This window comes from Pseudooceanicola endophyticus (assembly GCF_018760365.1).
In the GTDB taxonomy this organism is placed as follows: domain Bacteria; phylum Pseudomonadota; class Alphaproteobacteria; order Rhodobacterales; family Rhodobacteraceae; genus Pseudooceanicola; species Pseudooceanicola endophyticus.
This window is the reverse complement of record NZ_JAHIAB010000008.1, coordinates 141,316-158,360: the sequence shown is the minus strand read 5'-3', so window position 1 is coordinate 158,360 and position 17,045 is coordinate 141,316. Positions and strand designations below refer to the sequence as shown.

The 17,045-nt window shown below is 67.6% G+C and carries 15 protein-coding genes; 2 read left to right on the top strand and 13 right to left on the bottom strand.

Features of this window, described 5'->3' with window-relative positions:
* Window positions 1–37 precede the first annotated feature (37 nt).
* The 12 genes from KM176_RS14940 to KM176_RS14885 all read right to left on the bottom strand — a co-directional run bounded on the left by KM176_RS14940 (window position 38) and on the right by KM176_RS14885 (window position 14,171).
* A complete protein-coding gene (locus tag KM176_RS14940; RefSeq protein ID WP_160894674.1) occupies window positions 38–739 on the bottom strand; it encodes an ABC transporter ATP-binding protein in 702 nt (233 codons plus the stop codon).
* Complete coding sequence (locus tag KM176_RS14935; protein WP_160894675.1) at window positions 732–1,508, bottom strand: ABC transporter ATP-binding protein; 777 nt, start codon at window positions 1,506–1,508, stop codon at window positions 732–734. Before KM176_RS14935 ends, KM176_RS14940 begins: the two co-directional genes overlap by 8 nt.
* The gene (locus KM176_RS14930) at window positions 1,492–3,384 is read right to left on the bottom strand and encodes an ABC transporter permease (RefSeq protein WP_160894676.1); all 1,893 of its coding nucleotides are present in this window, start codon (window positions 3,382–3,384) and stop codon (window positions 1,492–1,494) included. Before KM176_RS14930 ends, KM176_RS14935 begins: the two co-directional genes overlap by 17 nt.
* 94 nt (window positions 3,385–3,478) lie before the next feature.
* The gene (locus KM176_RS14925; protein WP_202397830.1) at window positions 3,479–4,687 is read right to left on the bottom strand and encodes an ABC transporter substrate-binding protein; all 1,209 of its coding nucleotides are present in this window, start codon (window positions 4,685–4,687) and stop codon (window positions 3,479–3,481) included.
* 414 nt (window positions 4,688–5,101) lie between these two features.
* Window positions 5,102–6,247 (bottom strand): Gfo/Idh/MocA family protein, encoded by a 1,146-nt coding sequence (locus KM176_RS14920; RefSeq protein WP_202397827.1) that lies wholly within the window; start codon window positions 6,245–6,247, stop codon window positions 5,102–5,104.
* Window positions 6,244–7,296, bottom strand: coding sequence for a sugar phosphate isomerase/epimerase family protein (locus tag KM176_RS14915; protein ID WP_160894679.1), 1,053 nt, complete (start codon window positions 7,294–7,296; stop codon window positions 6,244–6,246). Before KM176_RS14915 ends, KM176_RS14920 begins: the two co-directional genes overlap by 4 nt.
* 10 nt (window positions 7,297–7,306) lie before the next feature.
* The gene (locus tag KM176_RS14910) at window positions 7,307–8,956 is read right to left on the bottom strand and encodes a GMC oxidoreductase (protein WP_160894680.1); all 1,650 of its coding nucleotides are present in this window, start codon (window positions 8,954–8,956) and stop codon (window positions 7,307–7,309) included.
* Window positions 8,957–9,007: 51 nt separating this feature from the next.
* Entirely contained in the window at window positions 9,008–10,078 is a 1,071-nt protein-coding gene (locus KM176_RS14905; protein ID WP_160894681.1) for an ABC transporter ATP-binding protein, read from the bottom strand.
* 3 nt (window positions 10,079–10,081) lie between these two features.
* Window positions 10,082–10,972 (bottom strand): carbohydrate ABC transporter permease, encoded by an 891-nt coding sequence (locus tag KM176_RS14900; protein ID WP_215558792.1) that lies wholly within the window; start codon window positions 10,970–10,972, stop codon window positions 10,082–10,084.
* Entirely contained in the window at window positions 10,969–11,859 is an 891-nt protein-coding gene (locus tag KM176_RS14895) for a carbohydrate ABC transporter permease (protein WP_160894682.1), read from the bottom strand. The genes KM176_RS14900 and KM176_RS14895 overlap by 4 nt, the downstream gene beginning before the upstream one ends.
* A 93-nt stretch (window positions 11,860–11,952) precedes the next feature.
* Window positions 11,953–13,173 (bottom strand): ABC transporter substrate-binding protein, encoded by a 1,221-nt coding sequence (locus KM176_RS14890; RefSeq protein WP_160894683.1) that lies wholly within the window; start codon window positions 13,171–13,173, stop codon window positions 11,953–11,955.
* A gap of 44 nt (window positions 13,174–13,217) precedes the next feature.
* On the bottom strand, window positions 13,218–14,171 hold the full coding sequence (locus KM176_RS14885) for a sugar phosphate isomerase/epimerase family protein (RefSeq protein ID WP_160894684.1): 954 nt from the start codon (window positions 14,169–14,171) through the stop codon (window positions 13,218–13,220).
* Window positions 14,172–14,387: 216 nt separating this feature from the next.
* On the opposite strand from KM176_RS14885, the gene KM176_RS14880 reads away from it, so the two are divergent.
* Window positions 14,388–15,431: a LacI family DNA-binding transcriptional regulator gene (locus tag KM176_RS14880; RefSeq protein WP_160894685.1), complete on the top strand. Its 1,044-nt coding sequence runs from the start codon at window positions 14,388–14,390 to the stop codon at window positions 15,429–15,431.
* Window positions 15,432–15,434: 3 nt separating this feature from the next.
* Here the strand turns inward: KM176_RS14880 and KM176_RS14875 are convergent, their stop codons facing one another.
* Window positions 15,435–16,304, bottom strand: coding sequence for a Rossmann-fold NAD(P)-binding domain-containing protein (locus tag KM176_RS14875; protein WP_160894686.1), 870 nt, complete (start codon window positions 16,302–16,304; stop codon window positions 15,435–15,437).
* Between the two features lie 288 nt (window positions 16,305–16,592).
* Here KM176_RS14875 and KM176_RS14870 point away from each other — a divergent pair, with 288 nt between their 5' ends.
* Window positions 16,593–17,027, top strand: coding sequence for a hypothetical protein (locus KM176_RS14870; protein ID WP_160894687.1), 435 nt, complete (start codon window positions 16,593–16,595; stop codon window positions 17,025–17,027).
* Window positions 17,028–17,045 lie beyond the last annotated feature (18 nt).

Below are 17,045 nucleotides of genomic sequence, written 5' to 3'. Positions count from 1 at the left end.
GCCCGGAACGCCGCCCGGGGCAATCCCCCCGCAGCCCTCAGACCGCGAGGTATTTCGCGCTGACCTCGGGCTGGGCATCCAGCTCGGCGAAGGTGCCTTCGTAACGCATCTGGCCCTTCTCGATGATATAGGCCCGGTCCGAGACCAGCCGCGCGAAATGCAGGTTCTGTTCCGAGATCAGCACCGAGAGCCCCTCGCGCTTCAGCTCGGCGATGACATGGGCCATCTGCTCGACAATGACGGGGGCGATGCCTTCGGAGGGTTCATCCAGCAGCACCACCTTGGGATTGCCCATCAGCGTGCGCGCGATGGTCAGCATCTGCTGTTCCCCGCCCGAGAGGTGCTTGCCAAGGTTGCGCCGCCGCTCCTTCAGGTTCGGAAACAGCGTATAAAGGTGATCGAGGGTCCATTCCGGGGCATCGGCGCGTTTCTCGCGCTTGCCGACGGACAGGTTCTCTTCCACCGTCAGCTCCTTGAAGATGCGGCGTTCCTCGGGGACATAGCCGACACCGGCGCGGCAGATCACGTGACTGGGGCGGCCCAGCATCTCGGCGCCCTCGTAGAGTACGGAGCCGCTTTTCTGCCGCACCATGCCCATGATCGACTTCATCGTCGTGGACTTGCCCGCGCCGTTGCGTCCCAGCAGCGCCACCACCTCGTTGGCGCCCAGCGTCATGGTGACCCCGTGCAGGATCTTGGCGCCGCCGTATTGCGAATTCAGCTCCCGGACCTCAAGCATGGGCGGTTTCCTTTTCGTGGAACAGACTGCCGCCGCCCAGATAGACCTCCTGGACCAGGGCATTGGCGCGGATCTCGTCGCCGGTGCCCTCGGCAATCAGCTCGCCTCGGTTCAGCACCAGAATGCGGTGGGAATGGGCAAAGACCACATCCATGTCGTGTTCGGTGAAGATCACGCTGACATGGCCCCTGGCCACGATGTCGGCGGTCAGCTGCATCAGCGCGATGCGTTCGTTGGGCGCCATGCCGGCGGTGGGTTCATCCATCAGCAGCAGGTCGGGATCATGGGCCAGCGCGATCGCCAGCTCCAGCTGCTTCAGATCGCCATAGGCCAGTTCCGCACAGGGGCGGTCGGCCTGCGCGGCCATGCCGATCAGCTCCAGCAGCTTCAGCGCCTCGTCGCGGTAAAGCGCCGTCGCCTTCGAGAACAGGTCGAAGATCCGCCGGTTGTGCGAGATCAGCGCCATCTGGACATTCTCCAGCACCGTCATGGAGCGGAAGGTCTCGGTGATCTGGAAGGTCCGTCCGACCCCCATGCGCCAGACCTTGCGGGGCGGAATGCCCACCAGTTCGCGCCCCAGCAGCTTTACCGATCCGGTGTCGGGCCGCAGGTAGCCGTTCAGCATGTTGAAGCAGGTGGTCTTGCCGGCCCCGTTGGGGCCGATCAGGGCCAGAAACTCTCCGCGTTTCAGATCGAAGCTGACGTCGCGGACGGCGCGGATGCCGCCAAAGCTCTTCGACAGGGAGCGGACCTCAAGAACGTTGCCCATGCAGCGCCTCCTTCTTGGTATCGGTGCCGGGCCGGATGCGCGCCTTCAGGAAGGCCAGCAGCCGCGACAGCGCCCCGGCCAGCCCGTCGGGGGCGATCAGCACGACGCCCAGGATGATCAGGCCGAAGATGAAGCGCCAGTATTCCAGCCGCGTCACCCAGCTTTCGATCAGCACGAAGACCGAGGCGCCCAGAAGCGGCCCGAGCAGCGTGTGGATACCCCCCAGCAGCACCATGATCAGCGCGTCGATGGAGCTGGAGATATTGAGCACATCCGGGAAGACCGAGCCCTTGGCGAAGGCCGACACCACCCCCGCCAGCCCCGCCAGCGTGCCCGCGAAGGTGAAGGCCATCCATTGATGGAAGCGGGTGTCGACGCCGATCGCCTCGGCGCGGATCTCGCTGTCGCGGATGCCGCGCAGCATGTAGCCGAAGGGCGCATGGGCGGCGCGGCGCAGCAGCCAGACGCCGCCCGCGCAAAGCACCAGCGCCAGGTAGAAATAGGCGGTTTCGGAGCTGGCCCATTTCGCCGGCCAGACGCCGATGATGCCATCATCGCCGCCGGTGACGTCCTGCCACTGGAAGGTGACGCCCCAGACGATCTGCGCGGCGGCCAGCGTCAGCATGCCAAGGTAAACCCCCGACAGGCGCACGCAGAACCAGCCGAAGACCAGCGCCGCCAGCCCCGAGGCCACGGGCGCGACGATCATCGCCGGCACCATCGACAGGCCCAGCCACTTGACGACCAGCGCCGCCGCATAGGCGCCGACCCCGAAATAGGCGGCATGGCCGAAAGAGATCATGCCCCCCGTGCCCATGATGAAATGCAGCGAGGCCGCGAACAGCACCGCGATCAGCACGTCGACCAGCAGGATCATGGTGAAATCGGCCGAGACCAGCGGCACCAGCGCCAGGATCACCACCACGGCGCCCATGGCCAGCCGCCCGGCCGGGTTCAGCGGGCGCAGCGGCGCCTCGGGATCGGCAGGGGCGCCCTTCTCGCTGCCGGGCTTGCCCAGCAGGCCGTAGGGACGCACCACCAGCACCAGCGCCATGACGATGAACGGCAGCACGAGCGAGATCTGCGGGAAGACCAGCACCGCAAAGGCATTGAGGACCGAGATCAGCACCGCCGCGATGAAGGCGCCGGTGACGCTGCCCATGCCGCCGATCACCACCACCACGAAGGCGTCGCCGATGACGGAAAGGTCCATGTTCAGGTTCACCGCCTCGCGCGGGATCTGCAACGCGCCCCCCAGACCGGCCATGACCGAGCCCAGGAAAAAGGCCGAGGAAAACAGCAGCGCCTGGTTGACGCCAAGGGCGCCGACCATCTCGCGGTCCTGGGTGGCGGCGCGCACCAGCACGCCCCAGCGGGTGCGGTGGAAGATCAGCCAGATCAGCCCCAGCACCACCGGCCCGATGACGATCAGCGCCAGATCATATTGCGGAATGGGTTCCCCCAGGATGCGCACGGCCTTCGACAGGCCCGGGGCGCGCGGCCCCAGCAGGTCCTGGGCGCCCCAGATCGCCAGCGCCGCGTCCTCGATGATCAGCAGGATGCCGAAGGTGGCGACCAGCTGGAACAGCTCGGGGGCGCGGTAGATGCGGCGCAGGATCAGCACCTCGACCAGCAGCCCGATCACCCCCACCAGAAGCGCCGAAACCAGCACGCCGCCCCAGAAGCCAAGCGCGCCAAGGGCGCTCAGATGGGTGACCAGCGTATAGGAAAGATAGGCGCCCAGCATGTAGAAGGAACCATGGGCGAAGTTCACGATCCGGGTCACGCCGAAGATGATCGACAGGCCACAGGCAATCAGGAACAGCGAAGAGGCATTGGCCAGCCCGGTCAGGAGCTGCGCGAGGTAGAAACCCATGGCGGGTCTCCCTTCTGGAGAAACGTCGGGAAGGCGGGCGGCGGCTGGCCCCCCGCCCGGACCGGCGCGGATCAGACCGCGCCGGGAAAGGCGATCAGCTGGCCGGGCGCAGCTTGGCGGCCTCTTCCTCGGAGGGCAGGAAGTCGGCGCCGTCCTCGTAGCTCCAGTCGATCATCTTCGGCTTGCCGTCGACCAGCGCGGTCTTGCCGACCCAGGCGCCCATGGTGGACTGGTGGTCGGCGGCCCGGAAGTAGAACTCGCCCGTGGGGGCCTTCACGTGCAGCTCGTCCATCGCGGCCAGCATGGCATCGGTGTCGGTGGAGCCCGCCTTCTCCATCGCCGTGGCAGCGGCGAGAAGCGAGTTGTAGCCCACCACCGAGCCGGTCTTGGGGTCTTCGCCCCAGCGGTCGATATAGGCCTTGGCGAAGGCCTCGTGCTCGGGCGTCTTGATGTCGGTGCCCGGATAGCCGGTGACGATCCAGCCGTCGGGGCATTCATCGCCCAGAGGATCAAGGTACTCGGGCTCGCCGGTCAGCAGGGAGACCACGGAACGGTCATCGAAGAGGCCGCGCAGCGACCCCTCGCGGACGAATTTCGCCAGATCCGCGCCGAAGGTGACGTTGTAGATCGCCTCGGGCTTGGCGGCCTCCAGGGCGCGCACGGTGGCACCGGCGTCGATCTTGAAGACCGGCGGCCATTGTTCCTCGACGAACTCGACCTCGGGCTTGAGCTTTTTCAGCGCGGTCTTGAAGGCCGCGACCGCATCCTTGCCGTAGGCGTAGTTCGGCGCCACGGTCGCCCATTTGGTGACGTCGAGCTTGGCGGCCTGCTCGGCCAGCATGGAAGACTGGGTATAGGTCGCCGGGCGCAGGCGATAGGTGTACTTGTTGCCGCTCGACCAGATGATCGCGTCGGTCAGCGGTTCGGAGGCCAGGAAGAACACTTCCTTCTGCTTGGCGAAATCCGAGACCGCCAGGCCGATGTTCGAAAGGTAGGTGCCGAACAGCATCGCCACGCCATCCTTGGAGACCAGCTCCTCGGCGATGCGGATGGCGGTGGAGGGATCGCCGGTGTCATCGCGGCTGATCACCTCAAGCTGCTTGCCCAGCACGCCGCCCTTGGCATTGATGTCCTCCATCGCCAGCGTCCAGCCCTTCTTGTAGGGCTCGGTGAAGGCGGGAAGCGCGGTGTAGGAGTTGATGTCCCCGATCTTGATCGTCGCCCCCTGCGCCAGCAGGCGTGCCGGCAGGGCCCCGACCGCACCAAGCGCGGCCATCGACGTCAGTAGCGTTCTTCTCTTCATCATCTCGCGAAGCTCCAGATCCCTAAGCTGTTGGACGGTCTTTCGACCCGGTCCGCCTTTTTGGCGGCTTCTTTCCGACCCGGCAGCAGACATGCCGCCACCCTGCGCGCGCCGGACAGCCGGGCACGTTCGGGGTGCGGGAGCCGCGCCCGGGACCCGGCCGCAGGCCGGAACCGAGGGCAGATCCCGAGGATCGGACACTCATTAGTATGCAAACGGTATTTGCGGATTTCCCGGGCCGTCAAATGCTTTTGCCGCAACGCCCGGGGCTGTGATCCCCGCGCCTTTCGGCTGCATGAATTTTCGGCGCAGGACGTCCCGGGCCACCCGCCCGGCGCGAAATGGCGGGGTCAGGGAACGCGAAAAGGCGCGGAACCGGGGCTCCGCGCCTTGCAGACTCGCCTCTTGGGCGGATCAGGGGGCCGTGACCGGATCCAGCGGCAGCCAGCGGCCATCCTGCGCCGAGGACTCGACACAGGCGGCGATGAACTGCATTCCCTCCAGCCCCTCCTTCAGCCCGGGCAGCAGGCCGATGTCGCGCCCGTTGCCGGCCCGGGCCGCGCGGATCGCCGCGGCGGCCTCGGTGTAGAGATTGGCGAAGGCCTCGATATAGCCCTCCGGATGGCCCGAAGGCGTGCGGCTGAGTCCAGCGGGTCCGGTTCCCGGCCCGGCACGCGTCAGCCGCTGGCGGGGTTCGCCGAACCGGGTGTACCACAGCAGCTCGGGCTCTTCCTGGGACCATTCGATCCCCGCCTCGGCACCGAAGACGCGCAGCCGCAGCCCGTTGCCGCAGCCCACCGCCACCTGAGAGAACCACAGCATCCCGCGCACGCCGCCACCATAGCGCAGCATCACGTGGCCATTGTCATCGACCCGCCGCCCCGGCACGAAGCTTTGCAGATCGGCCGAGAGCGCCTCGGCCCGCAGGCCGGTGACGAAGCCCGCCAGATTGAAGGCATGGGTGCCGATGTCGCCCACCGCGCCGCCGATGCCGGCGCGGGCCGGATCACCGCGCCAGTCCGCCTGCTTCCCGGTGCTGTCCCGGGTCAGCCAGTCCTGGGCATATTCCGCCTGCACGACGCGCAGCGGTCCCAGATCGCCCCGGGCAATCATCGCGCGGGCCTCGCGGATCATCGGATAGGCGGTGTAGTTGTGGGTCAGAATGAACAGCGCGGCGCTGTCCTGCACCGCATCGGCCAGCATCCCCGCCTGCTCCATCGTGGCGGCCAGGGGCTTGTCGCAGATCACGTGGATGCCCTCGGCCAGGAAGGCCGATGCCGCCGCCGCATGGACATGGTTCGGCGTCACGATCACCACCGCCTCGATACCATCGGGGCGGGCGGCCTCGGCGCGGGCCATCTCGGCGAAGCTGCCGTAGCAGCGCCCCGGATCAAGCCCGAGCGCCAGCCCGCTTTCCAGCGATTTCTCCGGGGTCGAGGACAGCGCCCCCGCGACCAGATCAAACTGGCCATCCAGCCGTGCGCCCAGCCGGTGCACCTCTCCGATCAGGGCGTCCTTGCCGCCGCCGACCATCCCCAGCCTGATCCGTGCCATCGTCATAGTCCCAGCATCCTGCGGTTGGCCGCCGCATCCGTACCGGCGGCGGCGAAATCGTCAAAGGCCCGGTCGGCGACCCGGATGATGTGATCGCGCACGAACTGCGCGCCCTCGCGCGCGCCGTCCTCGGCATGTTTCAGGCAGCATTCCCATTCCACCACGGCCCAGCCATCGAACCCCATGGCCGTGAGTTTCGAGAACACCGCGCCGAAGTCAACCTGCCCGTCCCCCGGCGAGCGGAAGCGCCCGGCGCGCGCCAGCCAGGGCTGGTAACCGCCATAGACCCCTTGCCGCCCCGAGGGCGTGAACTCTGCATCCTTGACGTGGAACATGCCGATCCGCTCGGCGTAGATGTCCAGATTGGCAAGGTAATCGAGGCATTGCAGCACGTAATGCGACGGATCATAGAGCATCTTCGCGCGCGGATGCCCGTCCACGCGGTCCAGGAACATCTCGAAGCTGATGCCGTCGTGCAGGTCCTCTCCGGGGTGGATCTCGTAGCAGATGTCGACGCCGCAGTCCTCGGCATGATCGAGGATCGGACGCCAGCGCGCGGCCAGCGTGTCGAAGGCGGTCTCGATCAGGCCGGGAGGGCGCTGCGGCCAGGGATAGAGATAGGGCCAGGCGAGGGCACCGGAAAAGCTTGCCATGGCGGTCAGGCCGAGGTTGCGCGAGGCGGTGATCGTCTTTTTCACCTGATCGACCGCCCACGCCTGACGCGCCGCCGGGTTGCCGCGCAGCTGCGGCGGGGCGAAACCGTCGAAGGCCGTGTCATAGGCGGGATGCACCGCGACCAGCTGGCCCTGAAGATGCGCCGAAAGCTCGGTGATGGTGACGCCGTTCTCCTGCGCCTGCCCCAGCAGCTCCTGGCAATAGGCGGGGCTTTCGGCGGCCAGGTCCAGATCCATCAGGCGCGTATCACCGCTGGGCACCTGGACGCCCAGATAGCCGCAGCCGGCGGCCCAGCGGGTGATGCCCTCCCAGCTGTCGAAGGGCGCAGCATCGCCCGCGAACTGCGCCAGGAACAGGCCCGGCCCCTTGATCGTCTTCATCGCCGCCCCCTCAGCCCTGCTTCAGATCGGCGGCCAGGGCCCTGCAGGCGCGCACGGTCAGTGCCATGGCGGTCAGCGTGGTGCCGGTGACGCCGCTGGTGCAGAAGGCCGAGGCATCGGTCACCAGCAGGTTCGGCGCATCCCAGCAGCGGTTCATCCCGTCCAGTACCGACGCAGCGGGGTCCTCGCCCATGCGCGCACCGCCCGTCTCGTGGATCGCGGCGCCCATGACCATGGTCCTGGCGAACCACTTGCGGAAGATGAAGCGACTGAAGGCATCGGCATCGGGATAGGCGCCCCGACCCATTTCGCGCAGCCCGTTCGGAGAGCCGATGAATTCCAGCTTGGCGCCGGTCTTTTCGGCCATGTCGATCAGGGTCTCTTCCTGTTCGGCCAGCAGCGCCTCGTCCTCGGGGGCCATCTTGCAGCGGATATGCGGCACCGGGATGCCCCAAGCATCCTTGCGCCCGGGATCAAGGGTCACGCGGTTCTCGGGCGCGGGCATCATCTGGCCGAAGCCGAAGACCGAGAACCGCGCATCCTGATCCTCGGGCACGGGGATGCGCCCGACGGTGGCCTGGAAATCGTAAAGGCTTTCGGCGCTGCCATCGGGGGCGACGAAACGCGGGATGAAGGCGCCGCCGCTGGGCGGGTAGAACGGATCCTCGGGCGAGGCGGTGTCGAGCGTCCAGCCTTTCGCCCGGCTGTAGGAACCGACCGCGAGGCAGGGCAGCTGGTCCATGAAGTAGCGCCCCAGCGTCCCCGAGCTGTTGCCAAGCCCCTGCGGATGCGCCTCGGAGGTCGAGTTCAGCATCAGCCGCACGCTTTCGATGGCCGAGGCACACAGGACGACCGCATCGGCCTCCACCGTTTCCACCGCGCGGGTCTTTGCATCCAGCAGCTCGACCCCGGTGGCGCGACCGGTTTCCGGATCGGTCAGCACCTTGCGGGCGATGCTGTCGTAGCGCACGCTCAGCCGGCCCGTCGCAAGGGCCGCGCGCAGCGGCGAGGGCACGCGTTCGGGCTCGGTCGCGATGTAGCGCCAGGTGGTCACGCGTCGGTTCGGCCAGAGCGCCTCCAGGTCGGTCTTGAAGCGCGTTTCGGCGGGGTTCAGCTGGGCCTCGTGGGCATAGACCCCGTCGGGGAAGGTCGGGATGTCGTCCTTCTGGCCGTAAAGACCCAGGAAACCCTCGACCTCGTCGTAGAAGGGGGCAATGTCATCGTAACGGATCGGCCAGTCGGCGCCCTTGCCGGTGCGGGTCTTCAGCTTGAAATCATCATCCGTCCAGCGCAGCAGCACCCGCCCGAAGGTATGCATCCGCCCGCCCGACTGCTTGCCGCGGATCCACAGGAAGGGGGCGTCCTTCGGCGTCGTATAGGGGTTCTGGCGGTCGTTGACGTAAAGATGCGCCAGCTTTTCGGAAAAGAAGGCGGCACGGGCCTGCACCGGCTGGCCCTTCAGGGTCGCGCGGGCGCGTTCCCAGATGTTGATGTCGCTTTGCGGCGGCTTCTTGCGATTGGGGTCGAAGGCCTCGGGGCCGACCTCGGGGCCGGCTTCCAGAAGCAGCACGTTCAGCCCCTGCTCCGTCAGTTCCTTGACCGCGAAGGATCCGGTCGGGCCGGACCCGATCACAACCGCGTCGTAGCGCGTGCGGGACATGTCATTCTCCAGTACGTTGGGTCGGCGGACCCGGGCGCGCCCGGGCAAAGCTCAAAGGCGGGTGCCGTCGGCTCCGAAAAGATTGGCGCGGGTGATGTCGATCCCGGCGCGCAGGGGGTCGCGGGGACGCAGGCCGGTGTCGCCCATCAGGCGCAGCGAATGGCTCTGGCCCTCGTGGCTGAACCAGACCACCGTGTCGGCGCCCATCGGTTCGACCACGCTGACCGTGCCCTCGATCGCCGGGCCGCCGCCGGCTTCGGGCATCAGATGCTCGGGGCGGAAGCCGAGGGTTGCGGGACCGGGCAGCGGGGCGCCCTGATACCCGGCCAGATCCAGATCAAGCCCGCCCGCCACGAAGGCATGGCCCGCGCCGCGCGCCACGATCTGCCCTTCGATGAAATTCATCGCCGGGGCGCCGATGAAGCCCGCGACAAAAAGGTTGGCGGGGCGATGGTAGATCTCGGCCGGGGCGGCAAGCTGCTGGATCACCCCGTCCTTCATGATCGCGATCCGGTCGGCCAGCGTCATCGCCTCCACCTGGTCGTGGGTCACGTAGATCATCGTGTTGCCCAGATCCTGGTGCAGCTTCTTGATCTCGACCCGCAGCTCGTTCCTGAGCTTGGCATCGAGGTTCGAGAGCGGCTCGTCGAAGAGGAACACGTCGACCTGACGCACCAGCGCGCGCCCGATGGCGACCCGCTGGCGCTGCCCGCCCGACAGTTCCGCCGGGCGGCGGTCCAGCAGCGGCGTCAGGTGCAGCATCTCGGCGGCGCGGTTCGCCCGCGCGGCGATCTCGGCCTTGGGCAGGCCCGCGACGCGCAGACCGAAGCCGAGGTTCTTGCGCACGCTCATCCGCGGATAGAGCGCATAGCTCTGGAACACCATGCCGATGCCACGGTCCTTGGGCTCGGCCCAGGTGACGTTCCTGCCCTCGATCCAGACCTCTCCGTCGGCGATGTCGGTGAGGCCCGCAATGGCGTTCAGCAGGGTGGACTTGCCGCAGCCCGAGGCCCCCAGAAGCACCAGGAATTCCCGCGGCGCGATCTCGAGGTTGATGTTCTGCAGCACGACAGTGCTGCCATAGGCGATCTTCAGATCCTTGACGGAAACGGCAGATTGCATGGCTTAGCCTTTCACGGCGCCGGCGGCGATCCCGCGGACGAACCAGCGGCCGGACACGAAATAGATGACGAGGGGAACCAGCGCGGTCAGGATCGTGGCAGCCATGTTGACGTTGTAGAGCCGCTCTCCGGTGGTGGTGTTGACGATATTGTTGAGCTGCACGGTCATCGGCAGGTTCTCCCGCCCGGCAAAGACCAGACCCAGCAGGAAGTCGTTCCAGATCCCGGTGAACTGCATCATCGCGGCCACCACCAGCATCGGCACCGACATCGGCAGCATGATCTCGGCGAAGATCCTCCAGAAGCCGGCCCCGTCAAGGCGCGAGGCCTTGAACAGCTCCTCCGGGATGGTGACGAAGTAGTTGCGGAACAGCAGCGTCACCAGCGGCAGGCCGAAGAGGATGTGCACCAGCACGATCCCCGGCAGCGAGTTGTAAAGATGCCCCGTGGCGAACCAGCGCACCAGCGGGTAGAGGAACACCTGATAGGGCACCAGCGCGCCGGCCATCAGCAGGCCGAACATCAGCGTGCCGCCACGCGGGCGCCAGAACGACAGCGCGTAGCCGTTGACCGCCCCCACGAGAACCGAGATCGCCACCGCCGGCAGGGTGATGCGGACCGAGTTCCAGAACCCCGCCTGCACGCCCGCGCATTCGGTGCCCGCGCAGGCCCCCGACCAGGCCGTCTTCCAGGCCGACAGGTCGAGCCCCTGCGGCAGGGAGAAGATGCCCCCGGCGCGGATTTCCGGCATGGTCTTCAGCGAGGTGACGATCATCACGTAGAGCGGCACGGAGAAGAACAGCGCCGCCGAGATCAGGAAAGCATAGAGGCCGAAGCGGCCCAGGGTCAGCCGACCGGGCTTTGGCCCGCGGGGAGTGACGGAAGCGACGCTCACAGGACACCTGCCTTGCGCCTTGCGCGCATCGAGGAAACGAAGCGGAACGGCGCCACGACGATCAGGACGCTCATCAGCAGCATCACCGCCGCCGCCGTCGCGAGGCCCAGGTTCTGACGCTGGAAGAGGTTGTCCATGATGAACTTGGCGGGCACCTCGGTCGCGGTGCCGGGGCCGCCGTTGGTGATCGCGACCACCAGGTCGTAGGTCTTGATCACCCCCATGGTCAGGATGGTCGAGACCGCCGCCAGCGCCGGACCAAGCTGGGGCAGCACCACCGAGACATAGGTCCGCCAGACCGGGATGCCGTCGATGCGCGCGGCGCGCCATTGTTCGGTATCGATGCCGCGCATCCCCGCCAGCATCATCACCATGACCAGCCCGGCACCCTGCCAGACCCCGGCGATGACCACGCCGTAGATCGCCAGTTCCCGGCTGGAAAGAAGATCGAAGGAAAAGCCGCTCCAGCCCCAGGCCTGAACGCTGGCCTGGACCCCCAGAAGCGGGTTCATCAGCCATTGCCAGATCAGCCCGGTGACCACGAAGGACATGGCATAGGGGTAAAGGAAGATGGTGCGGAACAGGCTTTCGAAGCGCACCTGCCGGTCGAGCGCCGCCGCCAGCAGGAAGCCGATCACCAGGCAACCGGCGATGTAGAGCACGCCGAAGACCACCAGATTGCCCGCCGCCGCCATCCATTTCGACGACGACAGCAGCTTTTCGTACTGCGCGAAGCCGACGTAATGGTCCGTCGGGAAGATCCGCGAATTGGTGAAGGACAGCCGAAGCGTCCAGACCATCGCGCCGATATAGACCAGCACCACGGCCAGCCAGGTCGGAAGCAGCGCCCCGAAGGGCATCAGCGACCGCTTGATCCTGTGTTTCATGTCCTGTCCTTCACGCTCCGGCCCGCCCGGGCGTCTGCGCGGAAAAAATGGCGCAGGGCCGTCCGGAAACGGACCCTGCGCCAGTCGGGGAGGTTATTCGAAGACTTCCGCGAAGCTCTCCATCGCGTCGTCCAGATCGGCCTCGGGGTTGGAGAAGAAATCGCCGACGAAATCGGTCAGCATGCCGGTCTGCTCCAGCGTCAGGGTGATCGCGTGTTCGGGCACGATCTTGCCGTCGTTCATCAGCGTGATCGCCTGCTGGGTGCAGACATCGAACTGGCTGGTATCGACATCGGTGCGCACCGGGATCGACCCCTTGGCCAGCGAGAAGGCAACCTGCACCTTGGGATCCATCACCACCTCTGCCAGCAGATCCTGCGCGGCCTCGGCCCCCTTGAGGTTGGGGAAGGCGAAGGCATCGCCGATGTAGATCATGCCGGGGCTGGCAGGCGCCAGGGCGCAGCCGTAATCGACGCCGGCGGTTTCGCCCGCATTGCTGAATTCGCCCTTCGCCCAGTCGCCCATGAACTGCACGCCGGCAGTGCCCTTGATCACCATCGCCGTGGCGTCGTTCCAGTTGCGCCCCGCCGCGCCCTCGTCGATGTAGCCGCGCAGCTTGCCGAAGATCTCAAGCGTCTTGCGCACGCCCTCGGACTTGATCGCTGCGGCGTCGCGGTCGATGTAGATCTTGCGGAAGCCGTCCAGGCCGACCTGGCTCAGCAGGATCATGTTGAAGACCTTGGTTTCCTGCCAGGACTGGCCGCCCCAGGCGATCGGGGTCAGGCCCGCCGCCTTCAGCTTGTCCATGTCGGCAAAGAAGCTGTCCCAGTCGGCGGGCGCGGCCTCGATCCCGGCCTTCTTGAAGGCGGCCATGGAATAGAACATCCAGCTTTCGCCGTGGATGCCGGTCGGCACCTCGTAGACCTCACCATCGAAGGTGACGTTGTCGTAGATCGCCTTGGGCATGACATCGGCCCAGTGGCCGGCCTCGGCAACCTTGGTGATCGGCATGTAGAGGCCGCCGTCGATGTATTCGCGCTGCTCCATGCCGATCACGACCTGCTTGGCGGCCGGCGGATCGCCCGCCATCATGCGGTTCTGGAAGGCGGCATTGGCGTTCTCGAAACCGGCGACCGAGGAGGTCTCCCAGGTGCCGCCGCGGGCCTCGAAGGCCTGCTTGATGGCATCCGCCGCCTTCAGCTCTCCGCCCGTGGTCCAGGAGGTGAAGACCTCGGCCTTCAGATCCTCGGCGGCTGCCATCCCCGTCGTGGCCGCGAAAGCGACCCCGGCAAGCAAGAGGGAAGCAAGTTTCATCGTCTGTCTCCTGTTGGATTATGCTTGGTTATTATGGGGGGCCGTCAGGCCGGGATCGGCAGCAGCGCCTGGCGCACGAAGCCAAGGCCCCGCGTCAGGTCGCCCACCGGATCGGGGGCGGCGTCCAGTTCCAGGATCGCCCAGCCACCGATGCCGCGCCGGCGCATCAGGCGCATCCAGGCGTGCCAGTCGACCCGGCCCAGGCCGAAGCCGCAGAAATAGGGGCGGTGGCGGTCGTGGATCAGATCGTCGATCGGGGTGTCGGCGGGCATCGGGCCGGTGGCATCCTTCCAGTGCGCGATCACCACCCGCTCGTGGTGGCGTTCCACCAGCTGCACCGGATCGCCGCCCATCAGCAGGATATGCGCGGTGTCGGGGCACAGGCCGACATAGGCCGGATCGGTCAGCAGCAGCATCAGGTCGACATCGCGGGCGGCGGCAAAGACCGAATGCCCCTCGGTGTGCAACGCCAGGCGCAGCCCCTTCGCCGCCAGCAGCGCCCCCAGCCGGTTCAGCAGATCGGCCAGCGCCCGCGCCGCGTCGAAATCGAAGAAACGGGCGGGCGTTTCCCCCGGGGTCTGGCGCATCGGCAGGCCGGCCACCATCACCTCGGCCCCGCAGGCCGCGAGGAAATCGCCGTAGCGTGCCGCGCTGGCAAGGATCCCGGCCTCGACCGCCGGATCTGTCAGATCGGCACCAAGCGCCAGCTCGGCGAAGAAGCCGCTGCACAGCCGAAGGCCGCGTGCCGAAAGCGCCTCTGCCAGTCCCGCCTCAGAGCCGAAGGCCGCCACCGCGCCCTGCCAGTCGAAGGGCGGGAAGGTCATCTCGATCCCTTCAAGGCCGGTCTCGGCCACCGCATCGAGGATCTTCGTCCAGAAGCCCAGCGGGTCCTCGGCGGCGCGGCGCGCGATGCCGGCATAATCCTCGACACCCCAGAACCCCGGGTGATGGAAGGTGACCAGATCGACCCCGAAACGCAGCTCCGCCTTGTCAGACATGCCCGACTCCTGCCCAAGAATGTCGCGAAACGAGTCGCGCTCAGTCTTTTAATTTCAATTATTTACGTTTGGCAATCGTTTGCCATAATGCGACCATGGCGAAACTGTCGCGTCGTCACAATCCATTTTCCGCTTGCGAGGCCGCTAAACTGGCTGGACGTTGCGGCGACCGACCAAATATTGGGCGCAGGCAGATACAGGGCGCCGGGAGGCCGCATGAAGAAACCCACTCCGCCCGTCAGCGGCGCAGCCCCGAACATGAAGCAGGTGGCCGAGGCCGCAGGCGTCGCCGTCTCGACCGTGAGCCGGGCGCTGACCAATCCGGGCCGGGTGAACGAAAAGACCCGCACCCGCGTCGCCGAGGCGGCGCGCAAGCTGGGCTACACGCCCAATGCGGCGGCGCGCTCGTTGCGGATGGGCAAGTCGAAGACCATCATGATCGTGCTGCCCGGGGCGCTGTATTACGGTGCCTCGCAGATCATTCCGCTGGCGCTGGCGGGCATCGACGGCCTGCTGGCACGCAACGGCTTCAAGATCCTGATCGCCAACCTCGACCGAGAGGAAGCCACCGAACAGCACATCATCAACCTGGCCGGCAGCGGCACGGTCGACGGGGCCATCGTGCTGTCCTCGGCGCCGCCCAGCGTCGGCGGGCGGTCCCTCAAGGATCTCGGGCTGCCGGTGGTGGCGATGCTGCACGACATCAGCGACCAGGGCGTGCCCAGCGTGATCACGAATGAACACCAGATCATGTGCGCCGCGACCGAACTGCTGATCGCCGAGGGGCACCGCCAGTTCCTTTATGTCGCGGGTCCCGACGGCGTCTACCACGAGGTGCACCGCTATGCCGGTATCCGCGAGGCCATCGCCCGCCACGGCCTGCCCGAAAGCGCCCTGACGCGCACCGAGGGCGTGGGCGCCTATCAGGAGGGTTTCAACATCGGTTTCGCCGCCGCCGAGCAGCTGCTGGCGATGGCACCGCGCCCGACCGCCGCGCTGTGCTGTTCCGATGATGCCGCGCTCGCCCTGCTGAAGCGGCTGCTGGACGAGGGGATCGAGGTCCCCTCGGAGGTCGCGGTGATGGGGTTCGACGGTGCTGCCGTCGGCGCGCTGTTCCGCCCCGCCCTTTCGACGATCGAACAGCCCGCGACCGAGATGGGCACCCGCGCCGCCGCCCTGCTGCTAGAGATGCTGGCCGGAGAAGAGGTGCCCCCGGTCACCGTGGTCGACAGCACCATCCTGCGGCGCGGCAGCGCCTGACGCTCAGGCCCGCAACCGCTCCGGCAGGGCCGCCGCCAGCGCCGCGTCAAGCGGCGTCGGCACCAGCCCGGGCAGCAACGCCCGGAACCGCCGGTCGTCCAGCCAATGCGGCGTGTTCCAGAGATAGCGCAACTCGACCAGCCCGCGGGCGGTGGGCCAGACCGGCGCCGCCAGCCGCAGGAGGCCCCAGGGCACCGGGCGCAGCCGGACCGGACGGCCCAGCACACGCGCCAGCGCCGCCGCCATTTCGGTGCCGCTGGGTGCCAGCCCGGGGAAGGGAATGTCGGTGAACCCGTCGAAGGCATCGCTGCGGGCCGCCAGCGCCTCGGTCGCGCGGGCCAGGTCGGGCAGGAAGGCCCAGGCATGGGGGCAATCCACCGGCCCGGGATAGCGCAGCACGCCCCGCTCCAGCCCCCGGGTCATCAGCGCGTCGAACCAGTTGCCGGAGGCCCGGGTGTCCAGGAAATCTCCGGCCCGCAGCAGGATCACCGGCACGCCCGCGGCATGGTAGGCCGCCTCCATGCGGATCCGGGCCCGCCCCAGCGGATGGGTCGCGGCATGGGCCGAGGTCTCGGACCAGGGCGGCGGGGTGGCCGGCCCGAAGACATAGACATTGCCCGGCAGGATCACCGGCACATCCCGGCGGGCGGCGGCGGCGATCACCTGGCCGTGCAGCTCCGGCAGCAGCCGGGGCCAGTCGCCGTAGGGCGGGTTCCAGCCATTGACGATGACATCGGCGCCCCGGGCGCTGCGCATCAGGTCGTCCCGCTGCCGGTCGAACCGGCGCAGCTGCCAGCCCCGGGCCTCGAAGGCGGTGGCGCAGGCGCGCCCGAAACGTCCCGACGCCCCCAGAAGAAGGGCAATCCGGGTCATCGGAACCTCCCTGAGATCGCCGCCAGCCTGCGCCGGAGCGCCCGCTCCGGCCATGATCGAGATCAAGCGGCGTGCCGATTCTGGCCACAGTCTTGGGCGGCGCCCGGCCCCGCCACCGGAGTCGGCGGAAAATTGTCCTGATGTCAGTCACTTGCCAAAGTGTGACGCCACGAAACCCCGCCGCAATTCGGCCATATCCCGGCGCTAGGGTGCAACCCGGGCAGCGCCAGTAACGGCCGCGTCACCGACCGGAGAACCCGGGGCCTCTGACCAGGAGACCGAGCGTCCATGACCGACCGATTGTCGCGTTGCCTGCTGCTGCCCCCCGTGGCGGCGGCGCTGATGTGCGGGTTGCCCGATGCGGGCGGCGCCCGGGCCGGCGCCCCCCCGGGCCAGATCCTGTTCCATTGCGATGCCGCCCCCGCGCTCTGCGCGGCGCTTTACCGGGCGCTGGACACGGCCCTGTCCGACCGGGCCCCGGGCACGGCCCTGGCGCGGGCCTCAGATCCCCTTCCCCCCGGCGCGACCGGGCTGCTGATCCGCTACCGGTCGCTCGACGGCCCGCCGGGCGGGCTGCGCGGGCAACTCTGCTGGCAGGTCGGCCCCGATCCTGCCGTCAGCGGACCGCCCGTGGCCTTCACGGTGCTGGATCAGCCGCTGGCCGACGCCATGCTGCAGGATTTCGCCACCGCGCTGGTCCGGGCCTCCGACCTGCCCCTCTGAACCGCCTTTCCCCTTCTG

Excerpts from the sequence above, each read along its gene's own strand:
- KM176_RS14940 (WP_160894674.1), bottom strand. The coding sequence starts at position 739 with ATGCTTGAGGTCCGGGAGCTGAATTCGCAATACGGCGGCGCCAAGATC.
- KM176_RS14935 (WP_160894675.1), bottom strand. The coding sequence starts at position 1,508 with ATGGGCAACGTTCTTGAGGTCCGCTCCCTGTCGAAGAGCTTTGGCGGC.
- KM176_RS14930 (WP_160894676.1), bottom strand. The coding sequence starts at position 3,384 with ATGGGTTTCTACCTCGCGCAGCTCCTGACCGGGCTGGCCAATGCCTCT.
- KM176_RS14925 (WP_202397830.1), bottom strand. The coding sequence starts at position 4,687 with ATGAAGAGAAGAACGCTACTGACGTCGATGGCCGCGCTTGGTGCGGTC.
- KM176_RS14920 (WP_202397827.1), bottom strand. The coding sequence starts at position 6,247 with ATGACGATGGCACGGATCAGGCTGGGGATGGTCGGCGGCGGCAAGGAC.
- KM176_RS14915 (WP_160894679.1), bottom strand. The coding sequence starts at position 7,296 with ATGAAGACGATCAAGGGGCCGGGCCTGTTCCTGGCGCAGTTCGCGGGC.
- KM176_RS14910 (WP_160894680.1), bottom strand. The coding sequence starts at position 8,956 with ATGTCCCGCACGCGCTACGACGCGGTTGTGATCGGGTCCGGCCCGACC.
- KM176_RS14905 (WP_160894681.1), bottom strand. The coding sequence starts at position 10,078 with ATGCAATCTGCCGTTTCCGTCAAGGATCTGAAGATCGCCTATGGCAGC.
- KM176_RS14895 (WP_160894682.1), bottom strand. The coding sequence starts at position 11,859 with ATGAAACACAGGATCAAGCGGTCGCTGATGCCCTTCGGGGCGCTGCTT.
- KM176_RS14890 (WP_160894683.1), bottom strand. The coding sequence starts at position 13,173 with ATGAAACTTGCTTCCCTCTTGCTTGCCGGGGTCGCTTTCGCGGCCACG.
- KM176_RS14885 (WP_160894684.1), bottom strand. The coding sequence starts at position 14,171 with ATGTCTGACAAGGCGGAGCTGCGTTTCGGGGTCGATCTGGTCACCTTC.
- KM176_RS14880 (WP_160894685.1), top strand. The coding sequence starts at position 14,388 with ATGAAGAAACCCACTCCGCCCGTCAGCGGCGCAGCCCCGAACATGAAG.
- KM176_RS14875 (WP_160894686.1), bottom strand. The coding sequence starts at position 16,304 with ATGACCCGGATTGCCCTTCTTCTGGGGGCGTCGGGACGTTTCGGGCGC.
- KM176_RS14870 (WP_160894687.1), top strand. The coding sequence starts at position 16,593 with ATGACCGACCGATTGTCGCGTTGCCTGCTGCTGCCCCCCGTGGCGGCG.